Source organism: Cupriavidus sp. 291-E7 (genome assembly GCF_057798835.1).
In genome coordinates, this window is record NZ_JBYOJV010000003.1 from 33,972 (window position 1) to 53,548 (window position 19,577).

Consider the following 19,577-nt stretch of genomic DNA (forward strand, 5'->3'; position numbering starts at 1 on the left):
CGTCTTCGACGGTATTCGCAGAATCCGTCAAGTGCGACTGAGCGGGTCACCACGGCTGTTGTTTGCTTCCCTTGATGTTGCCCGCAACGCCGCCCGCGATGGCGCCGATCGCCGCGCCTGTCCAGCCACTACCGCCTGCAATGGCAGCGATACCCGCACCCGCCGCGGCGCCTATGCCGGCACCGGTCACGGTGCCTTGCTGCTGCGGTGTCATGTTCGTGCATCCTGCAGCGCCGGCGGCCACCAGAATGACGGCAAGCGATTGAAATCGTTTCATGGCATCACCTTACTTCTTGGGCTGCAGACCGGGAACAACCATTTCGAACCAGATCGTTTCAATGACCGGCCGCTGCAACTGGTCAGGATGTGTCGCGTACCAGCGATCCACGCCCTGGCGCACTGAGTCGAGCGAATGGCCCTTGATTCCTCTTGCGAAGCGAGGAATGATGCTTTGCGAGTCGGGCGGTGGCTTGCCTTCGTGAAAGGCGATATCAACCTGGACCAGATTGGCAATGCCTACGAGGTACGCCTTTTTTGCCTGTTCAGAAGAGTCTGTCCAGTGCTTGCCGGTAATTAGCGGAATGTCATCGGCGCGGGAGCTGGCCGACAAGGTTAGTGCCATTAGTGCCGTAGCCATCACTGCAAGCCGGCTTAGTCTTCTTGCCATTGCGGTCTCCCTTAGCATTTCAGCGTTGCGTTACCCCACAGCAGCAGTGCTGGTGTTCATATTAGGCGCTATTCGGGTATCCGGGTCCGGTGTGAAAGGTGGGGGTCGTTGCGAATCAAGCCAATGCAGTTGTTCGTGTTTTTCGGCTGTCGGACTCACGGCGTTTGAGACATGTACCATCCTGCCGCTCCTCCGCATAGACTTCTTCCCATGATAGGTGCGGTACACGAAGAAGCAGCGGTGGGTCGCGGCACCTTGAGACGTGTCGAAGTCCCGGACGTTTTGGGGTGTCAGCGCGAGGAGTGAGCCATGCTCGAAGATCGTTTTGGGTTGCAGCTGTCCACGACGTCAGCGTTGGCACGCGATGCGTACATTGCCGGCGTCGATAGCGTGATAGCCGGTGTTGCCGGGTTTCGAGAGCACCTTGCGGAATCGCGGAGTCATGACCCGTCCTTTGCACTCGCAACGATTGCGCTGGCGCGAGGCCGTTTTCTCGATGGCGAGGTTGTGGCTGGCCGTGAACTGGCGGCGGCGGCCCGCGATCAGGTAGCCAACCAATCGCCCCGGGAGCGCAGTCACGTCAACGTACTGGCACTGGGTATCGACGGTAAGCCCACGGAGGCCATGCGGGCCATGCACGAACATCTCGAGAATTGGCCGCGAGATGTCATGGTGCTGGCACCGGCCACCAGTGTCTTCGGTCTCTACGGTTTCAGCGGAGATCCGGACCACGAGGAGAAGCTGTACCAGTTCCTGTCGTCGCTCGCATCGGCCTATGGGCAAGACTGGTGGTTCGACGCGGTTCTGGGCTTTGCCGCCTGCGAAACCGGACGGCTGGATGAAGCCTGGACGCTGTTGGAGCGCGCACTTGCGGGAAATCCTCGCCATGCGCATGCCGCTCACTTTCGGGCGCACGTCATGTACGAGCGAGGCGAATCGGCGGAGATCTTTGATTTTCTCGACGGTTGGATGCCCCGGCACGATCCACGTAGCCTGACGCATTGCCACCTCTCGTGGCATGTTGCCTTGGCCGCGCTGGCTGTAGGCAAGCTCGATCGTGCGTGGCAGGCGTTTCGAAGCGGCGTGCGCCCAGGCGCGGCCTGGGGGCCTCCCATCAATGTCGTGACCGATGGCGTGTCATTTCTCTGGCGCGCGGAGCTGGCGGGTTTGCCGCGCGACGCGGATGCCTGGCGCGAACTTCACGCCCACGCCCTGCGGTGCTACCCCAAGGCGGGTCTGGGCTATGCAGACACCCATGCACTGATCGCCTGCATCGTCGCTGAAGACAATGCATCTCTAAACCTACGGCTTTCCGAAATCAGCGAGCGCATCAAGGCGCAAAACTACCCGGTGGGAGAATCCGTAATCCGGATCACGGAAGGGTTTGCAGCGTATGCCGCCGGAGATTGGGAAGGCGCCATTCAGGCCCTCACGTCCGCATGGCCGCTCACTGTACGCATCGGAGGAAGCCGCGCCCAACGGGATCTCGTGGCGCTGACGTTGGTCGCCGCCTATCTCAAGGCTGGGCAGCCTGATGCCGCCCGGGCGATGATCGAGAGCCAGCACGGCAGGAGCGCAGCGGTCGTGGTGGCTGGGTACAGTTGAGCCTCCGCAACAGCTAGTGCAGGTACCCTGCGACGCCGTCCCACAACAGCTTTAGCGCGGTGACAACCAGCAACGCATAGCACGCACGATACATCTGGCGCTGATCCAACCTTCCATGCAAGCGCCAGCCCAGCCAGACGCCGGAAGGCACGGCGAGCAGACTGATGGCCATCAGCGTCCAGACGGCGCCCACGGGCCGGGCTAGTGCCAGCCACGGCGCTGCCTTGAGGATGTTGCCTACCGTAAAGAACATGCTGGTGGTTCCCGCATAGACCTGTTTGCTGAGGCCAAGCGGCAACAGGTACATGGCAAGCGGCGGACCGCCAGAGTGCGCGACCATCGTGGTGATCCCCGACGTCAGCCCCGCGGCGACGGCCTTGGGCGAGGAGCGCGGCTGCACCGCGACGCTTCCGCCACGCAGCAGCCACAGGCCGACAAACGCCAACGTGACCGCTGCCATGACGATGGATATCGCGCGGTGGTCCAGCACCCGAAACAGGAAGTAGCCGACGCCAATGCCGGCCACCAATCCAGGCACCAGCAAAACCAGGTCAGGTCTGGACCATGTGGAGGGCTTCCAGTAGCGCAGGCTGAAAAGATCCATCGCGATAAAGAGTGGCGCAAGCAGACCGCCTGCTTCCACGGGGCTCATCACGAGCGATAGCAGCGGAATACCGACGATGGCAAAGCCCCCACCGAAGGCCCCCTTCATGAAACAGATCAGAAAGACTCCGGCAAAGGTGACAAGGATGGTAGTGACGTTCAGTTCCATAACGGTCTTCGACAAGGACTATCAGCAGGAAACCATCGTAGGTGGGGCGATCAATACAATCAAATCATTGTCATGGATACAACTTACCTGGCCGTCCATGTAGCGCCCCAGGGATGTCTATGGCGCATGATATGATTCGCACGCGAAATAAACCGATCAACGTTGCCGGCCCTGAACATGAAGCATCGCCTCGTATATCTTCTGAACGTTGGGCAGCGTCGCCTGCAACGCTGGTCACAAGCGCGTGCCGCGCGTGGTGGCGTAACGGCGGCGCAGGCGGGGCTCTTGTTCTTTCTGGGCACGCACAACGGCGCGTTGATGAGCGAGGCCGCGGCCGCGCTGGACCTGGGAGCGCCAGGCATGAGTGGCCTGGCTGACCGCACGGAGAGAGCTGGTTTGATCGAGCGGCGTGCCGACGAGAACGATGGCCGCGCATCGCGCCTGTGGTTGACGGATGCAGGACGCTCCGCGCGTCAGCGCTCCAAGGCCGGCATGACGGATCTCAACGCCAAATTGACCGAAGGCTTTACCGAAGCGGAGATCGAAGTGGTGGCGCGATGGCTGACCAGCCTGCAGACCAAGTTTCCGGTCGCCGAAGACGGCGATGCCTAACCTGATCCGTGGCTGATCAGCGTGAGACGGGCTTAGTGCTGGGTGACCTTCGAGAAGTCCGGCTTGCGCTTTTCGGCAAAGGCCGCGAACGCCTCTCTGGCTTCGGCGCTCGTCAGCCGCTCCTGGAACTTCGCGCTCTCGCTATCCATCTGCGTAACCAGCATCTCGGCCTGGCGCATCAGCGCCTTCATGGCGCTCAGTGAACCCGCGGGCTTGGCGGCGATGCGTTCGGCCATCCGGCGCGCTTCGGCGCGGAGCTGGTCATTGGCGCAGAGCTTGTTGGCAATGCCCCAGGCCAACGCGGTTTGCGCGTCGAGCGGATCACCCATTGCAAACATCTCGAATGCCCTGGCGTGGCCGATACGCAGCGGCAGCAGGTAGCTGGACGCCGCTTCCGGCACCAGTGCGAGGTTTACGAACGGTGTGATCAGTTGCGCATCCTGCGCCAACAGCACGTAGTCGCAATGCAGCAGCATCGTGGTGCCGACGCCGACCGCCTTGCCTTGGACGGCCGCCACGATGGGTACGGTCGACTTTGCCAGCGCATGCAGAAAGCGGTGGACATGGCGTTCGCTGGGCCCCTTTCCCGCCGCAATCGCGGCGAACTCGCCCACATCATTCCCCGCGGTGAACATATCCCCGTCTCCCTGCATCAGCACAACGCGAACGCTGCTGTCATGCTCGGCGCGCTCGATGGTGTCAGCCAGGGTCCCGTACATCTCGTTTGTCAGGGCGTTCTTCTTGTCCGGTCGGGCAAGCGTAAGGGTCAGGACGCCTTCGCTCAGATCGACACGAATCTCTGCGGTCATGGTGGTCTCCATATGTTTAAGTTCGCATGCGAAGTATATGGATAATTTGCATGCGAAGTAAACCGCGAAGATCCATATTCGCCACGTTGCCGGTTGGTTTTGTGCGATGAGCGGATGCTTCTAAGGGGACGTTGGCCTCCGCAAGCCTGTTGTCTCGGGATATCGCCGGGCCGATAATCAGCACATTCCGACAATTGTCGTGCATCCATCCGCCATGCCTCGACACCGCTACAAGCAACTGGTCGACCAATTCGCCGCAGACATCCAGGAAGGCCGTTTGCGTCCTGGCTCCCGCTTGCCCACCCACCGCGAACTTGCCGCCCGCGAAGGTTTGGCGCTGGTCACCGCGACGCGCGTCTACGCGGAACTGCATGTCATGGGGCTGGTGAGCGGCGAGACCGGCCGGGGGACGTTCGTAAAAGAAGTGCTGCCGCGCGGACACGGTATCGACCTCCAGCCGTGGAGCGATGACACCGTTGACCTGAGCTTCAACAATCCGTCGATGCCCGGGCAAGGCGACCTTCTCAGGACGGCGCTGCGCGAACTGGCCGGTGCCGGCAACCTGGAAGCCTTGCTCAAATACCATCCCCCTGGCGGCCGTGCGCGTGACAGGGAGACGATGGCCCGGCATCTCACCGCACGCTGGTTGCCAGCCACGCCGGAAAACACGGTGCTGGTAAGCGGCGGCCAGCACGGCTTGACGGTTGCGGCGATGGCGTTGCTGGAACCCGGCGACGTGGTAGCGGTCGACGCGCTGACTTACCCCGGCTTCAAGCTCACCGCCGAAGCCTGCCGGCTGGAGCTGGTAGCGATTCCGGCGGGGACCAACGGTCCGGACCTCGATGCGTTGGCCGGGCTGTGCCGGCGACGCCGGGTACGCGCCGTGTACACCATGCCGACGCTGCACAATCCGCTGGGCTGGGTCATGAGCGCGCGGCGGCGGCGCGATCTGGTCGCCATCGCGCGGCAGCACGGACTGATCGTGATCGAGGATGCGGCATACGCCTTCCTGGAAGCGGACGCTCCACCGCCTTTGGCCGCATTGGCGCCGGAGACTACCGTGTATGTGTCGAGTCTTTCGAAGAGCGTGGCAACCGGGCTGCGCGTCGGCCCGGTCTGCGCCCCGCTGGCCTGGATTCCAAAACTGGAACGCGCGATCCGGGCGACCACCTGGCTTACACCGACCACGATGACGGCGATCGCCTGCGGCTGGATCGAGGATGGGACGGTTGCGCGGCTGGAGGCGGAGAAGCGGCGTGACGCCGCAGTACGGCAGGGCATAGTGACCGAAGTCCTGGGACACCTGAATCCCATCCGGCATCCCGCGTCCTACTTCGTCTGGCTTCCGATCCCCGAGGAGGCACGTGCCGATGCCATTGCGAAGACATTGTTGCAGGCGCGCGTTTCGGTATCCACCGCTCACCCCTTCGCTGTGTCAAAGCAGGTGCCTCACGCCATTCGGCTGGCACTCGGCTCCGTCAACGTAGACACGCTGCGGCAAGCGCTTGCGACAGTGGCCAGGGTGGTGGACGAACACGCGTACCGATAGAGGTTGTCTCCCGCCATTTCCCAGGTCACACCGGCTGACCGATTTATCGGTCCCGCAGTGCAAGGCGCCAGAAGACGCCGATGACGTTCAGCGGGTAGACGAAAGGGGACATGAAATCGCCCCTGCCCGGCAAGCGGGACAGGGGCGTAAAAAGGCGTGGAATACGGTGCGGTCAGTCCAGCAGATCTGGTTCGGCTTCCACCAGCCCCGCATAAACGGATTCGAATGCGTGGAGCGATCCTTCGTTGCCGCCAACCTGCCCGTGCGTATGGCGCGCCGTGGCTTCATCGATCGGTTGCGGCGTACCGGCGGCTTCGGCAAGCAACTGCGTATGGGCGGCGTTTTCCAGCGCGATGTACCACCAGGCGGCCGCTTCCACGGTGGGGCCGGCGGTCAGGATGCCGTGATTCTTGAGGATCGCCGCCTTGTGTGTCTGGCCATGACCCTTGTCCAGAGCCCGCGCAATCCGCTCGCCTTCGGCGTTGTCCACCACCATGCCGGTGAAGTCGTCGAACAAAACGTGGTCTTCGAAGAAAGAACAGGAATCCTGCGTCAGCGGATCGAGTCTGCGTCCGAGCGTGGACCATGCCTTGCCATAGGTGGAATGCGTGTGCGCGGCGGCGGCGATATGAGGGTGGGCTTCGTGAATGGCGGCGTGGATGGCGAATGCCGCCTTGTTTAGCGGCCGGTTGCCAACCACTGTTTCGCCGCGCGTGTTCACGAGCAGCAGATCGGACACGCGGATGCGCGAGAAATGCACGCCTAGCGGGTTGACCCAGAAGTGATCCGGAAACTCCGGGTCACGCGCGGTGATATGGCCGGCAAGTCCCAGATCGAAACCGTGGCGAGCGAAGATGCGGAATGCGCCGGCCAGCCGTTCCTGCCGGTGCCGGCGTTCCGCCTCGACGGTGGGGCGATCCGGCAGGGGGTCGAACCAGAATTTCTGCTGAGGTTGGGCGTTGGGTGTAAATGTGCCACGGCGCTCGAACGGGAATACGGAACTCATGTCAGGCCTTTGGGGAGGGAACGTCGCATGAACGTACGCCGCCCGGCACGGAAACGGAACGAAGCTTTCGGCACGAGGATATGACGCGGGTGCCGCGCGGCTAGCGGTGGGTGTGCCAGGGCACCAGCCATTGTCCAAGCCGGCGCATGGCCAGATCGAACAGCCACGCGATAGCGCCGATCAGCACGATGCCCATCACGACAACGTCGGTCCGCAGGAAGTTCGACGCATTGAGCACAAGCTGACCCAGGCCCGCGGTGGCAGCCACCATTTCGGCGGCGACCAGCGTGGTCCAGCCGAAGCCGATGGCAATGCGCAGGCCGGTGAGTACCTCGGGCAGTGCGGCGGGCAGCACCACATGACGCACCAGCTGCCATCGCGTGGCGCCCATCGATTGCGCGGCGTGCAACTGCTCGGTCTGCACGCCGGCCACACCGGCGCGTGTGGCGAGCGCAATCGGCGCAAAGCACGCCAGGTAGATCAACAGCAGCTTCGCGGTCTCGTCGATGCCGAACCAGATCACGATCAGCGGCAGATACGCCAGCGGCGGCAATGGCCGATAGAACTCCAGTACAGGGTCGGCGATGCCGCGCGCCACCCGGCTCGTGCCCATCAGCAGCCCCACCGGCACCGCCGTGATGGCGGCGAGCAGGAAGGCGCCAAACACACGGGCCAGGCTCCATGCAATGTGCTGCCACAACAGAAGCCCCCCTTGCACATTGCCGTCCCATGCCTGCACCGCCGCATGCCAGACGGCAGAAGGTGGCGGCAGGAACAAAGGTGGAATCCAGCCCGCACTGGTGATTGCCAGCCAGAGCGCCAGCAACGCGACGATGGTGGCGGCCGTGATGGTGCCGGTACGGCCGCTGCCCAGGCGCGGGAGCACCTGCGCCGCGCGGATGGTGGCTTCGGCGGCAAGCGGCACCGTGGCGCGCACGGTTTCGTCGGCGTGGCTCATGCGAGTTGCCCGTGAATCAGGTGGAGAAGGCGCTCGCGCCAGGCGATGAATTCGGGCGACGCTTTCACGGCCCGGGCATCGCCGGTCTCGATATAGCGCTGAACGAATGGCAGCGGGAACTCGTGCGCGATGCGGCCCGGCCCGGCCGACATCACAATGACCCGGGTGCCGAGAAACAAGGCTTCTTCCACGCTGTGGGTGATGAAGAACACGGTCTTTCCGGTAGCTGCCCAGACCTTGGCCAGCACCTCCTGGACCGATTCGCGCGATAGCGCATCGAGTGCGCCCATCGGTTCGTCCATCAACAGCACACGGGGATCGTTGGCCAGCGCGCGTGCAATGCCCACGCGCTGCTGCATTCCGCCCGATAGTTGATAAACGGGCGCGGTGCCGTGTCGCTCAAGGCCCACGAGACGGAGTTGATGCTGCGCGTGCGCGATGCGTTCGTCGCGGGGGATGCCACGGAACCTGAGCCCGAGCGCGACATTGTCCTGCACATTGAGCCAGGGCATCAGCGCATGTTTCTGGAATACGACGCCCAGCCCTGGACCGGGACCGGTGACAGGTTCTCCGTCGAGCAGGATGCTGCCGGTGGACGGTCGGACGAATCCGGCCAGACAGTTCAGCAGCGTGGTCTTGCCGCAACCGGACGGCCCGAGTGCCACCACGAACTCGCCCGGATTGATGGTCAGGTCGACGCCGGACAGCGCCAGCGAGGTATGTTCGCGAGACGAAGCGAAGCGCACCGCCACGCGGCGCGCTTCGATGCGGCCGCCCGCTCCGGGGCTGGCCTCGTCGCTTACTGCGCGAGCTTGCGTACCCATGTCGCGTTGACGCCGGTGGCATAGTCGGGCAAAACGGCCTGGATGGTGCCCTGGCTCTTGAGGAATGCCGCGGTGGCTGCCAGCGATTTCGCGGCGCCGCCGCCAAGCCAGGCCGCCGAGGCTTGCTGCTGTGGCGTCGGGAAATCGTACAGCGCCAGGCTGGCCGGTACGTCGACGGCCTCGGCGCCCGACCACTTCGCCACCGCCTTGACCTGGGGCGATTCCGGCGTCCATGCCGCCTTGTTGGCACGGTAGGCCGCGTCGGTATCGGCCAGAATTCTGACGAATGACGTCAGGAACGCGTCGTTGTCCCGCGCGAACGCCTTGTTGACGACGATACCGTCGAACGTGGCCTTGCCGGTTTCCTGTGCGATCCTGCCCGACGTGGTAAGGACATGGCCATTCTTCTTGGCCTTTGCCAGTACGGGGTCCCAGATGAACGTCGCGTCGATGTCGCCCCGTTCCCACGCGGCTGCAATCTCGGGCGGGCGCATGTTGACGATCTTCACGCTGCGCGGATCGACCTTGGCCGTCTCCAGGGCCAACAACGTGTGGAAATGCGACGTGGATACGAATGGCACGGCCAGGCGCTTGCCCTTGAGATCGGCCAGCGACTTCACATCGCTGCCATTGCGCGTGACCAGCGCTTCGGCGTCGTTGATATTGTCGAGAATCCAGAACAGCTCGATACCGAGTCCCTGCGACAGGCCGGCGGCAATCGGCGCGGAGCCGGCTTCGCCAATCTGCACCGAACCCGACGCCAGCGCGCGAATGACATCCGCGCCGCTGGCCAGCTTGCGGAACGTGACCTTGTAGCCGGTTTGCTTCTCGATGGTCTGGGCATCCTGCGCATAGCGCCAAGGCACCACCATGTCCTGGTATGCGATCACGACTTCCTTCGATTGCGCGATGGCGGTGCCGGCAATCAGCAGCGCGGCGCAGGCCATCATCGTCTTCAGCAAGCTCTTCATGGGCGTTGGGTCAGGGCAGGAAAGAAGGCCAGTATAGAAATCGGTGCCAGTGGCGCGAACGAAGTTTTCGGCCAATGCTTATCCGGTTTTCGCGTGCCTGCCCGACGGAGGACGACGCACGGCATATCGATATCGGCTTTCGTTCGTTCCCGTCCGTGAAGGGCTTCCTTATGCTCGTCTGCCAGACACCATTGCCAACGCTCGCCCGCTTCTCGCCACCATGCCCGCCGCCTCGCCTTCGCCCCAGCTTCACCTGAATCTCAACGCGCTGCATTCGGGCTTCGTGCCGTCGGCCTGGCGCCTGCCCGACAGCGATCCGCGTGCGTTTGTCGACGTGCAGCACTACGTCCGGCTGGCGCAGATCGCCGAAGCGGGCAAGTTCGATGCCATTTTCCTGGCCGATAACGCATCCATCGCCGACCAGATCAATTTTCGGCCCATCACCGCGCTGGAGCCCACCGTGCTGCTTGCGTGCGTGGCAGCGGCCACGCGCCATATCGGGCTGGTGGCAACTGCCTCGACCAGCTACAACGAGCCGTACAACATCGCGCGGCGCTTTGCCACGCTCGATCACGTCAGCGGCGGGCGGGCTGGCTGGAACGTCGTGACGACGGCCGATGGCGGGTCCGCGCGCAACTTTGGTCGCGCGGCGCCGCCGGATCATGCGCAACGCTACGCGCGTGCCGACGAGTTCACGAGCATCGTCAAGGCGCTATGGGATAGCTGGGAAGACGGCGCGTTTGTGGGTGACCGTCAGTCGGGCAGCTTCGTGGACACGGCCCGCCTGCAGCCCATCGCCCATCATGGCCCGTTCTTCGATGTGCAAGGGCCGCTGAACCTGCCGCGGCCGCCGCAGGGGCATCCGGTGCTGTTCCAGGCCGGTGGGTCGAACGATGGCCGCGAATTGGCCGCGCGGCATGCGGAAGCCGTGTTCTCGGCATCGCAATCGCTGGAGGAGTCGCGCGAATACCGCCTGGCGCTGAATCAGCGTGCCGAAGCCCTGGGTCGCGGGCCTGGCGCGATCAAGGTCCTGCCGGGGCTGACGACGATCATCGGTGCCACCGAGGCGCAGGCACGCCAACGACGCGATGCGCTGGTCGACCTGATTCCGTGGGACTACAGCCTGAACCGGCTGGCCGGCACGCTTGGCATTACGGCCGACCGGCTGTCGCTTGATGCACCGTTGCCGGATGGGCTCGCGCTGCCGGCCAATGGCAATCACACTTTCTTTCGCGCGACGATTGCGATTGCGCAGCGCCAGAACCTGACGGTGCGCGCGCTGATCCGTGAGCTTGCGGGTGGGGGCGGGCACCGCGTAATCGTCGGCACCCCCGAACAGATCGCCGATGACATCGAGCACTGGTTCCGCAGTGGCGCGGCCGACGGGTTCAACCTGATGCCCGATGCCTTGCCCGATGGTGTGCGGGACTTTGTGGACGGCGTGGTGCCGATCCTGCAGCGCCGGGGCCTATTCCGCAAGGACTACGCGGGCAGTACCTTGCGCGAGCACATGGGGCTGGCCCGCCCGGCGGGCAGGACGGCCTCGCGCGCGGCGGCGTAGTCCGCATTTGCTATGTCGGATTACTTCGTGGACCAGGGCAGGAGGGTTTCATAGACTGGTGCTTCCCAAACTCTCGCACCTCTCATCATGAAACGACGCTCCGCCCTTGGTGTCATCGCTACGCTGGCTCTGGTGCTGGCAGCCTTGCCGATTGCATCGGCCTACGCCCAGTCATCGGGCGGCAAGCCGCTGAAGGTTGGCGTACGCGGCGGTGTGGACGAGGAGATCTGGGAAGTCGTGACCCGCGAGGCGGCCAGGAATGGCCTGAAGGTTGAGACAGTGATCATCACCGGCACCGCGAGCCCGAACGAGGCGCTGAACAACGGTGACCTCGACGCCAATTCGTTCCAGCACATTCCATTTCTGCGTGACCAGATCAAGCAGCGCGGCTACAAGATCACTAACGTGGGCGACACGCTGATCTCGCCGATCGCGTTCTATTCGCGCAAGGTGAAGTCGCTGGAAGCGCTGCCGAACGGCGCCCGCATCGGTATCCCGAACGATCCGAGCAACCAGACCCGTGCACTGGTGATCCTGCGCGATCACGGCCTGATCAAGCTGAAGGACGGCTTCGATCCGTACACGGGCACCGTCTCGCTGGCCGATATCACGGCCAATCCGCGCAAGCTCGAATTTATCGAAAGCGCATCGGTGGTGCTGCCGCGCGCGCTGCCCGACGTGGACGCCGCCGCCATCGTCAACACGTTCGCCTACCAGGCCGGCCTGATCGCCACGCGCGATGGCATCGCGGTGGAAAAGCGCGAGAACAATCCCTACGTCAACGTGATTGCCGTGCGTGAGAAGGACCGGACCGCACCGTGGGTGCAGCAACTGGTCAAGTCCTACCAGTCGGAGGCGGTGCGCAAGTTCATCCTGACCAAGTATCAGGGGTCGGTCATTCCGGCGTTCTGAGGCGCCGGCGAAAAGGGAAAGGGACTATTGCATGCACACGATTTCGCAATTGCCGACGCGCGACCCGCACATCGTGTTCGATCAGGTTGGCAAGACTTACGCGGGCGCCGCCGCGCCCGCGCTGGCGGACGTTTCGTTCACGATCGAACGCGGCGAGATATTCGGCATCATCGGCCGCAGCGGCGCGGGAAAGTCGACGCTGCTGCGGAGCATCAACATGCTGGAGCGGCCTGACCGTGGTCATGTATGGATCGACGACATCGACATCGGCAAGCTCGACGAGGGTGGCCTGGTCCGGCTACGCAGGCGCATCGGCATGATCTTTCAGCACTTCAACCTGATGTCGGCGAAGACCGTCTTCGACAACGTGGCACTGCCGCTGCGCGTGGCGGGCGTGCGGCGCATCGAGATCGACACCCGCGTCAACGATCTGCTTGCGACAGTGGGACTCGCGGACAAGGCCCACGCCTACCCGGCGATGCTGTCGGGCGGACAGAAGCAGCGCGTGGGTATTGCGCGTGCGCTGGTACACCGTCCGGAGATCCTGTTGTGTGACGAAGCGACTTCCGCGCTCGATCCTGAAACAACGGAGCAGATTCTGGCGTTGCTGCGGGACATCAACAAGCAGCTCGGGCTGACCGTGGTGCTGATCACGCACGACATGGCCGTGATCGAGGAAGCATGCGACCGGGTGCTGGTGCTCGATCATGGCCAGGTGAAGGAGCAGGGGCCGGTATGGCGCGTGTTTGCCGACCCGCAGGCCGAAGCCACGCTGTCGCTGCTGCGCCCGCTGCGCAAGCGTCTGCCTGCGAACGTACATCCCGCGGAGGTATCCCATCGTGTTGCCAATGGCTGAGAAGTACCTGAAGGCGTTCGGCGAAACGCTGCTGATGACCGGCAGCGCCTGCCTTGTGGTGTTTGTCGTCGGCATGGCGCTGGCCATCGTGCTGACCGTTACCGCGCCTGGCGGTCTGGCCCCGAGGCCGCGTACGAACCGCGCGCTGTCGGTGCTGGTCAACATGTTTCGTTCCATCCCTTTCATCATCCTGCTGGTGGCCATGCTGCCGGTGACGCGGCTGATCGTCGGCACGACGATGGGCACCTGGGCTGCCGTGGTACCGCTGAGCGCGCATCTGATTCCGTTCTTTGCGCGGGTGTCGCAGGTGGCGCTCAATGAAACCGACGCGGGGTTGATCGAGGCGGCGCGCGCTATGGGCTGCCGACGCTGGCATATCGTGCGGCATGTGTTGTTACCGGAGGCGCTGCCGGCGCTGATCGGCGGCGCTACGGTCACCGTGATTGCGATGATCGGGTCGTCGGCGATGGCAGGTGCCGTGGGGGCGGGTGGCCTCGGCGATCTGGCGATCCGCTATGGCTACGAGCGCTATGAAACGGCCGTGATGTTCAATGTGATCGCAATCCTGGTGGTTCTGGTAACGGTGGTGCAGTTCGCGGGCGAGCGGCTGGCTCGCAGTTTCGATCACCGGCGATAGCAACGCCGCCATCTCCTTTGGGGAGTGGCGGCATCCCGTCAGAACAGCCCGGTCGTGGGAGGCGGTTCGTCCTTCAGCAGCCATGCGCCCACGGCGGCTGCTTTCCATTGGCGCGGATTGTGATTGGCGACAGTGCGCGCATTGCGCCAGTGGCGATCCAGGTTGTACTGGCGGTCGCAGGTGGATGCCCCACCGACATCGAACGCCAGCTCCGCACTCTTCAGCGCGGCCGCCACGGCGAAGTATTGCGCCTGAGCGACGTCGATCGACGCCTGCGTCAGCGATGCGTTACTGAGGTTGTCCGCCCAGGCGGCGTCAATGGAGTCGGCGGCGCGCAGCGTGGCGGCTTCGGCTGCAAACACTTGCGCGGCAATCTGGCCAATCGTTTCCTGCACGTAGGGATCGTCCACCGATCGCTCGGCCGAACTGTGCTTGATCGGCCGGGCCTTGTTGCGCGCAAACCAGACCGCGTCGTCCAGCGCGTTGCGTGCGATGCCGGCTTCCGTGGCGGCCAGAAAGAGCTGGAAGACCGGCGAGACCGGATTGCGGCGGTCGCGTGGCAGGTGGCTGGCGCGCAGCTCTTCCGGCGCGACGCGCATGTTCGTAAATTGGGTGGTGCCGCTGGCAGTCAACCGCTGGCCGATGGTGTCGAAGTCATCGACCAGCGTCATGCCGGCCCGGTCGCGTGGCACCGTGAAGTGCGTTTCCTTGCCGGCCTCGTCCACGGCGATGGAGCTGATCCAGTCGGCGTAGAGCGCGCCGGTGCTGTAGTACTTGGTGCCGTTGACGACATAGTGATCGGCCTCGCGGACGATGGTGGCCTGGATGGCGCCATGCTTGCCGCCGCGCTCCACACCGCCATTGCCGACGATCTGTCCGCCCAGCAGCCGGTTAAACCAGCGCTTGCGATCCGCTTCATTGTCGTGGCCCGCGAGCAGGCCTTCGATGAGTCCGAAGTTGGGCCGCAATGCCTGGGCGAGGTTGGCATCGACGGCGGCCAGTTCCTGCACAAAGCGGATGGCATCGCGCATGCTGCCGCCGGGGCCGCCATACGCCTTCGGGATGCGGAACGTCAGCAAACCGGCATTGGCTACCTGGCGCGCAAAATCAAAGGGCAGTTCGCGGCGGCTCTCCCGCTTTGCGGCATCCCGCGCGATGTCGGGCAGCAGGGCCTGGGCGCGCTGGCGAAGTATTGCCACATCGGCGGCCGGAGGCAGCGGTTGTGGCGTCGACGTTGGCGCTGCGGTGGCCGTGTCGATAGCAATCGCGGAGGCAAGGGAGTCTTGAAATGGCATGCGGTTGTCCTTCGGGTTTCTCGTCGAATGAGCACGAAAGACATCGTGCAGCAATTCTCTCGACGGGTAACGACCGATTCCGCATGCCCTTATGCGGCTAGTGCGTGGCGCCCCCGATTTCCTTGAGATCGATGGAGACTTCCAGCGCCGTAGCCACCATGATCTCGATGGCTTCGATCAGAACGCGAACATCCATGCTTGGCGCGCCAGGATGCGCGGCGGCCATCGGCGGCAGGTAGGGCACGTGAATGAAGCCCCCGCGCAGCGCCGGCCGCTCGGTCGCGATGCAATGCAGCAACGAGTAGAAGATGGCATTGCAGTTGTAGGTGCCCGCTGACTGCGAGACCGATGCGGGGATGCCCGACGCGCGCAGACGGCTGACCATCGCCTTGATCGGCAGCGCGGAGAAGTAGGCGGCGGGACCACCGTCGATCACTGGTTCGTCGACGGGTTGCCGGCCGGCGTTGTCGGGAATGCGCGCGTCCACGACGTTGATCGCCACCCGTTCGATCGATACGTCGCTGCGTCCGCCCGCTTGTCCCAGGCACAGGACGACGACGGGATCGACCTCCGCGATGGCGTCCAGCAGCGCCTGCCTGACCTCGGCAATCACGCAGGGGAGCTGACGGGCCAGTACGCGTGCGCCGCCGATCACGCGCTTATCGACGGCGCGCGCCGCTTCCCACGAAGGATTCAGGGTTTCACCATCGAATGGCTCGATGCCGGTGACAAGTACGGTTTGCATTGGACGCTGCCTGCGGGAAGGTCGAAAAGGGGAGGGAAGGCGTTTGATGGTACCGGCGGCGTCCGGATTCTTGAAATGGATATTGAATATCCATTAAATTCACAGAATGAATCTTTCTCGCATCGACCTGAACCTTCTCGTGGCATTCGAGGCGCTGTATCAGACGCGCAGTGTCACGCTGGCCGGCAAGCGCCTGAACCGCGCCCAGCCGTCGGTCAGTAATGCGCTGACCCGGCTGCGGGCGTTGTTTGGTGATGAGCTGTTTGTGCGCAGCCATGCGGGGATGGAGCCGACGGAGCTGGCGCACGCGCTGATGCCGGGGATTTCGTCAGCGCTTGATCATGTTCGCCAGGCGATGGGCCAGTCGGTTGCCTTCGACCCAGCCGCGCCGGCCGGGCGCGGCTTTACCATCGCGGCCACTGACTACGCCGACATTGTTCTTCTGCCGTATGTCATTGGCCGGCTCAGGCGGCAGGCGCCGGACGTTGATCTGCGGATCATGGCGCTCGACCGGGCGGCCGTCTTCGAGCAGCTCGACCAGGGCGTTGTCGACGTTGCGATTGGCGGACACCTGGCCGCGCCGAAGCGCATGGTGCAAACGAAGCTGTACGAGGAGGACTTTGTCTGCATCGCCAGCCGTTCGCATCCGAGGCTCCGCGCCGGCGGCCGGCGGCGCAAGATTGACCTGTCGACCTATCTGCAGCTGCCCCACGCGCTATTTGCTCCCGGCGATAGCGGGTCCAGACGCGGGGTCGTCGACGGCAAGCTGGACAAGCTCGGTCGGCAACGGCGTGTCGCGGCGACCTTCTCGCACATCGTGGCATTGCCGCTGGCGGTGGCGCACAGCGATCTGGTCGCGACCGTTGCCCGGCGGGTGGCGCAGCGGCTGGCCTCCCCCGACGTGCAGATCCTTGAAGTTCCCGAAGAACTTGCCGATACCGGCTTCGACATCGAGCTGATTCACAACCGGCGCACGCAGGCCGATGCCGCAGCCGTGTGGCTCAGGCAGGAGATTCGGTCCGCGGTCAGTGAAATGCGTTGAGGGCGGGGTTGTGTGTCAGGCCAGATGGCAGCGCACCCGGTGGTCGGTTCCGTACGGCCGCAAGGCCGGTGCGGGTGCGTGGCGAAAAAGGGCGTCTTGCCGCCCTCAGACCTGCGTATGTCCGAACCGCCGGCGATAGTCTTGCGGCGATACGCCAAAGGCTTTCACGAAGGCGCGGCGCATGCGTTCGTCATCTCCAAAGCCAGTCCGGCGCGCGACGACCTGAATACCATCGGGCGCCGATTCCAGAAGACGCCTGGCTGCTTCCGTGCGGATCTTCTCGACAGCGCGTGCAGGGCTTTCCCCCATCTCGCGTTGATAGACGCGGGCGAAATTGCGCGGACTCATCCGGGCTGCCTCGGCTAGTGCCGTCACAGATAAATCGCCTTCAAGATTGGCGCGAATCCACACGTGAAGGTCGTCGAAACGGCCGCGCGTGTCGCGCATTTGCTGGCGGAGTTCCACGCTGAACTGCGACTGGCCGCCGGGCCTTTTGAGGAACAAGACCATGCCGCGCGCCACATTGAGTGCTGCCATGTGGCCCAGATCGTCCGCAATCATTGCCAGCGCCATGTCGATGCCAGCGGAAACGCCGGCGGACGTCCAGATATGCCCGGAGGTGACAAAGATCGAGTCGGGCTGGACGTGTATGGCCGGGTGCAGGCGTGCCAACCGGCTGCAAGCGCCCCAGTGCGTCGTCGCATCGCGGCCGTCGAGGATGCCGAGTTGGGCAAGGACGAATGCGCCGGTGCAGATGGAGCCGAGGCGGCGCGGGCGGCCGAGATACGCTGCCAGCCGGGCTCTGAGCGACGCGGTGGCATCGGCAGGCATGACAAGGTCCGCACCCGCAATGAGCAGCGTGTCGACGGATTCGATGGCTTCTTCATCGAGTCGAAGCGTTTCCAGCTTGACGCCTGTATCCGTCGTGACATGCCCGCCGGTCTCCGAGACCAGGACGACGTGGTAGGCAGCACTGCCATCGTCGAAGCATGCATCGTTGAACGCCTGCAGCGGACCAGAAACGTCCATCAGCTTGGCGCCCGCATACGCGACGATTACGACTTTGCGCGGTGCTTGTCCTTGCGCGGTGTTGGTATTCGACATTGAGTCACTCGTTGCTGGCGGAGCCTGTACCGCGCAAGATTCGCGCGCGTGGTCGCAGCTTATGGCATCCGGTCTGGTGGCAGCAATGACAATATGCCCTCGTTATCCGCCAATGGTCCGTAGCCCGCGCCAGGGTGCTGTCCGCTCCATATATCGTTGGTGCTCGGTCGTGAGTGGTAGCGGTTACCGGCGTCAGGGTCACGAATTTTGGCGGGAATCGAGGAGTCGATGTCATTTGCGCCACGGCATGTCCAACTTAGACTGGGTCGTAACAGCAACTCGATTGGGCTTGCTGCCTTTCACCCAGCCAAACCGAATACGTGGAGCAAGAGATGACGAAGTACAGTGAATTCGAGTTCAGGTCACAACCGTGGTTTGATCCGGCGTGGTTCGACCGGTCGAACTTCCAGGGCTTCAGCCAGTTCATTCCGATGAAGACAATCGTGATCCACTGCTTTGACCCGCGCGCGTCCGAGATTCCGCAGGCCGTCGCTGCGTACTTCGGCGACGAGGTCTACCCTGGGGAGAATATTCTCGACGAAGCCGGCAACCGGGTTGGCAACACGCGGACACTGTTTGCCGTCTCGAATGCAGGGGGGCGGGCCCTTTCTGCCTTGCAATCAGTTGCGACGATGGACTATCTCTTCCAAGTCCAGAAGGTGGTTGTCGTGCACCATTCCTTTTGCGGGGCAACCGCCTTTGCGCCAGAGACACTTATCGACGAGTTCCACGATCATCATCACGCGGATATCGGGACAATGTTCGATCACGAAAGCCTCGCCATTTCGCATTTCGAGGATTCGATCAAGCACGATGTGGCGCTGCTGCGCGCGAGTCCGGCAGTACCCAAAAACGTGCAGCTTTACGGGTTCTTCTACGAGATCAACTCAGGCGAGCTGACTGAGGTCGCCCGGGATATTCCGGTATAGCCCGCCATTTACGCTTGAAGGCCCATCGTATGCCTAACCTGATCGAACTCTATGGCGCTTTGACCGGCAACTGCATTCGTGCGGCGATTGCGCTGGAAGAAGCGGGCGTTTCGTACGCGGTGAAGCGAATCGACCTTGCCGCGGGCGAGCAGCAGGGTGCCCAACATCGGGCATTGAATGCCTTCGGCAAGGTGCCGGTTCTTGTCGAGCATCGAAACGAAGGGCCATTCGTACTGACGCAATCGAACGCCATCATGTTCTTTGCGGCGGAGCGATCCGATAGTCGGCTCCTTCCCGTGGATCCGGTCGCGCGAGCCAAGGTGTACGAGCGGTTCTTCTACTTCCTGACTGACGTCATCGCGGTCAGCCACGGTGCATTCCGGCTTGAGCGGATGGGCATGAGCGCGGCCATTGCCACACCCGTCAACGTGGCGGCATTGGAGGCGCTTGTCGCGTCGGAACAATTCCTTGACGCGGGACCGTACATGGCGGGCCACGACTTTTCCGTGGCTGACATTTCCGCATTCACTATCGCCAACGCATTTCGTGACGATATCGCTTGGACAAGCCATCCTGGCCTCGCGCGCTGGTTTGATGCGGTCGCGGCGCGGCCTGCTGTGGTGCGCGGCCTGAACGCCTTCGCGTAAGCCGCTGGCGGCACTTCCGGGCGGCTGATCATCCCTCCTTGACTTCTAAATAGATGGTGACTAACATCTATTTAGA

The 19,577-nt window shown here is 63.5% G+C and carries 21 protein-coding genes and 1 pseudogene; 10 read left to right on the forward strand and 12 right to left on the reverse strand.

All coding sequences use genetic code 11. From position 1 onward, the window contains the following. Window positions 1-46 precede the first annotated feature (46 nt). The 3 genes from AC3FLX_RS06085 to AC3FLX_RS06095 form a co-directional block, all read right to left on the reverse strand. Window positions 47-277 (reverse strand): YMGG-like glycine zipper-containing protein, encoded by a 231-nt coding sequence (locus tag AC3FLX_RS06085; RefSeq protein ID WP_488694796.1) that lies wholly within the window; start codon window positions 275-277, stop codon window positions 47-49. Window positions 278-286: 9 nt separating this feature from the next. Further along, window positions 287-667, reverse strand: a complete 381-nt coding sequence (locus AC3FLX_RS06090) for a hypothetical protein (protein ID WP_488694798.1) — start codon at window positions 665-667, stop codon at window positions 287-289. A gap of 348 nt (window positions 668-1,015) precedes the next feature. Then, the gene (locus AC3FLX_RS06095) at window positions 1,016-1,246 is read right to left on the reverse strand and encodes a hypothetical protein (protein ID WP_488694800.1); all 231 of its coding nucleotides are present in this window, start codon (window positions 1,244-1,246) and stop codon (window positions 1,016-1,018) included. A 54-nt stretch (window positions 1,247-1,300) separates the two neighbouring features. Between AC3FLX_RS06095 and AC3FLX_RS06100 the strand changes: the two genes are divergently transcribed. Beyond that, on the forward strand, window positions 1,301-2,272 hold the full coding sequence (locus AC3FLX_RS06100; protein ID WP_488694801.1) for a tetratricopeptide repeat protein: 972 nt from the start codon (window positions 1,301-1,303) through the stop codon (window positions 2,270-2,272). Between the two features lie 13 nt (window positions 2,273-2,285). Here AC3FLX_RS06100 and AC3FLX_RS06105 read toward each other — a convergent pair whose 3' ends face one another. Beyond that, window positions 2,286-3,044 (reverse strand): sulfite exporter TauE/SafE family protein, encoded by a 759-nt coding sequence (locus tag AC3FLX_RS06105; protein ID WP_488694803.1) that lies wholly within the window; start codon window positions 3,042-3,044, stop codon window positions 2,286-2,288. 177 nt (window positions 3,045-3,221) lie between these two features. Here AC3FLX_RS06105 and AC3FLX_RS06110 point away from each other — a divergent pair, with 177 nt between their 5' ends. Then, the gene (locus AC3FLX_RS06110) at window positions 3,222-3,656 is read left to right on the forward strand and encodes a MarR family winged helix-turn-helix transcriptional regulator (protein WP_488694805.1); all 435 of its coding nucleotides are present in this window, start codon (window positions 3,222-3,224) and stop codon (window positions 3,654-3,656) included. Between the two features lie 32 nt (window positions 3,657-3,688). Here AC3FLX_RS06110 and AC3FLX_RS06115 read toward each other — a convergent pair whose 3' ends face one another. Further along, a complete protein-coding gene (locus AC3FLX_RS06115; protein ID WP_488695586.1) occupies window positions 3,689-4,465 on the reverse strand; it encodes an enoyl-CoA hydratase in 777 nt (258 codons plus the stop codon). Between the two features lie 214 nt (window positions 4,466-4,679). Between AC3FLX_RS06115 and AC3FLX_RS06120 the strand changes: the two genes are divergently transcribed. Continuing rightward, window positions 4,680-6,014 carry an aminotransferase-like domain-containing protein gene (locus AC3FLX_RS06120; RefSeq protein ID WP_488694807.1) on the forward strand — a complete coding sequence of 445 codons (1,335 nt, stop codon included), beginning with the start codon at window positions 4,680-4,682 and terminating at the stop codon, window positions 6,012-6,014. Window positions 6,015-6,186: 172 nt separating this feature from the next. On the opposite strand, the gene AC3FLX_RS06125 is transcribed toward AC3FLX_RS06120, so the two are convergent. The 4 genes from AC3FLX_RS06125 to tauA all read right to left on the reverse strand — a co-directional run bounded on the left by AC3FLX_RS06125 (window position 6,187) and on the right by tauA (window position 9,773). Further along, window positions 6,187-7,020, reverse strand: a complete 834-nt coding sequence (locus tag AC3FLX_RS06125; protein WP_488694809.1) for a class II aldolase/adducin family protein — start codon at window positions 7,018-7,020, stop codon at window positions 6,187-6,189. A gap of 100 nt (window positions 7,021-7,120) precedes the next feature. Further along, complete coding sequence (locus tag AC3FLX_RS06130) at window positions 7,121-7,978, reverse strand: ABC transporter permease subunit (protein WP_488694810.1); 858 nt, start codon at window positions 7,976-7,978, stop codon at window positions 7,121-7,123. Next, window positions 7,975-8,802 (reverse strand): taurine ABC transporter ATP-binding protein, encoded by an 828-nt coding sequence (locus tag AC3FLX_RS06135; RefSeq protein ID WP_488694812.1) that lies wholly within the window; start codon window positions 8,800-8,802, stop codon window positions 7,975-7,977. Before AC3FLX_RS06135 ends, AC3FLX_RS06130 begins: the two co-directional genes overlap by 4 nt. After that, window positions 8,778-9,773 carry a taurine ABC transporter substrate-binding protein gene (tauA, locus tag AC3FLX_RS06140; RefSeq protein ID WP_488694814.1) on the reverse strand — a complete coding sequence of 332 codons (996 nt, stop codon included), beginning with the start codon at window positions 9,771-9,773 and terminating at the stop codon, window positions 8,778-8,780. The genes AC3FLX_RS06135 and tauA overlap by 25 nt, the downstream gene beginning before the upstream one ends. A 220-nt stretch (window positions 9,774-9,993) precedes the next feature. On the opposite strand from tauA, the gene AC3FLX_RS06145 reads away from it, so the two are divergent. From AC3FLX_RS06145 to AC3FLX_RS06160, 4 genes and pseudogenes are all read left to right on the forward strand, one after another. After that, on the forward strand, window positions 9,994-11,334 hold the full coding sequence (locus AC3FLX_RS06145; protein ID WP_488694816.1) for an LLM class flavin-dependent oxidoreductase: 1,341 nt from the start codon (window positions 9,994-9,996) through the stop codon (window positions 11,332-11,334). An 87-nt stretch (window positions 11,335-11,421) separates the two neighbouring features. Then, window positions 11,422-12,246 (forward strand): MetQ/NlpA family ABC transporter substrate-binding protein, encoded by an 825-nt coding sequence (locus AC3FLX_RS06150; RefSeq protein WP_488694818.1) that lies wholly within the window; start codon window positions 11,422-11,424, stop codon window positions 12,244-12,246. A gap of 31 nt (window positions 12,247-12,277) precedes the next feature. Beyond that, window positions 12,278-13,063, forward strand: a pseudogene (locus AC3FLX_RS06155) (methionine ABC transporter ATP-binding protein); the annotation flags it as partial. 31 nt (window positions 13,064-13,094) lie between these two features. Beyond that, window positions 13,095-13,739, forward strand: a complete 645-nt coding sequence (locus AC3FLX_RS06160) for a methionine ABC transporter permease (RefSeq protein WP_488694820.1) — start codon at window positions 13,095-13,097, stop codon at window positions 13,737-13,739. Between the two features lie 38 nt (window positions 13,740-13,777). On the opposite strand, the gene AC3FLX_RS06165 is transcribed toward AC3FLX_RS06160, so the two are convergent. Beyond that, a complete protein-coding gene (locus AC3FLX_RS06165; protein WP_488694821.1) occupies window positions 13,778-15,034 on the reverse strand; it encodes an acyl-CoA dehydrogenase family protein in 1,257 nt (418 codons plus the stop codon). A 97-nt stretch (window positions 15,035-15,131) separates the two neighbouring features. Continuing rightward, window positions 15,132-15,779 (reverse strand): pyroglutamyl-peptidase I, encoded by a 648-nt coding sequence (gene pcp, locus AC3FLX_RS06170; protein WP_488694823.1) that lies wholly within the window; start codon window positions 15,777-15,779, stop codon window positions 15,132-15,134. 139 nt (window positions 15,780-15,918) lie between these two features. On the opposite strand from pcp, the gene AC3FLX_RS06175 reads away from it, so the two are divergent. Further along, window positions 15,919-16,821, forward strand: coding sequence for a LysR family transcriptional regulator (locus AC3FLX_RS06175; protein WP_488694825.1), 903 nt, complete (start codon window positions 15,919-15,921; stop codon window positions 16,819-16,821). Window positions 16,822-16,926: 105 nt separating this feature from the next. Here the strand turns inward: AC3FLX_RS06175 and AC3FLX_RS06180 are convergent, their stop codons facing one another. Next, window positions 16,927-17,925, reverse strand: a complete 999-nt coding sequence (locus tag AC3FLX_RS06180) for a GlxA family transcriptional regulator (protein ID WP_488694826.1) — start codon at window positions 17,923-17,925, stop codon at window positions 16,927-16,929. Window positions 17,926-18,257: 332 nt separating this feature from the next. Between AC3FLX_RS06180 and AC3FLX_RS06185 the strand changes: the two genes are divergently transcribed. Both AC3FLX_RS06185 and AC3FLX_RS06190 read left to right on the forward strand, forming a co-directional pair. Then, window positions 18,258-18,854 (forward strand): carbonic anhydrase, encoded by a 597-nt coding sequence (locus AC3FLX_RS06185; protein WP_488694828.1) that lies wholly within the window; start codon window positions 18,258-18,260, stop codon window positions 18,852-18,854. A 29-nt stretch (window positions 18,855-18,883) separates the two neighbouring features. Continuing rightward, a complete protein-coding gene (locus AC3FLX_RS06190) occupies window positions 18,884-19,501 on the forward strand; it encodes a glutathione S-transferase family protein (RefSeq protein ID WP_488694830.1) in 618 nt (205 codons plus the stop codon). Window positions 19,502-19,577 lie beyond the last annotated feature (76 nt).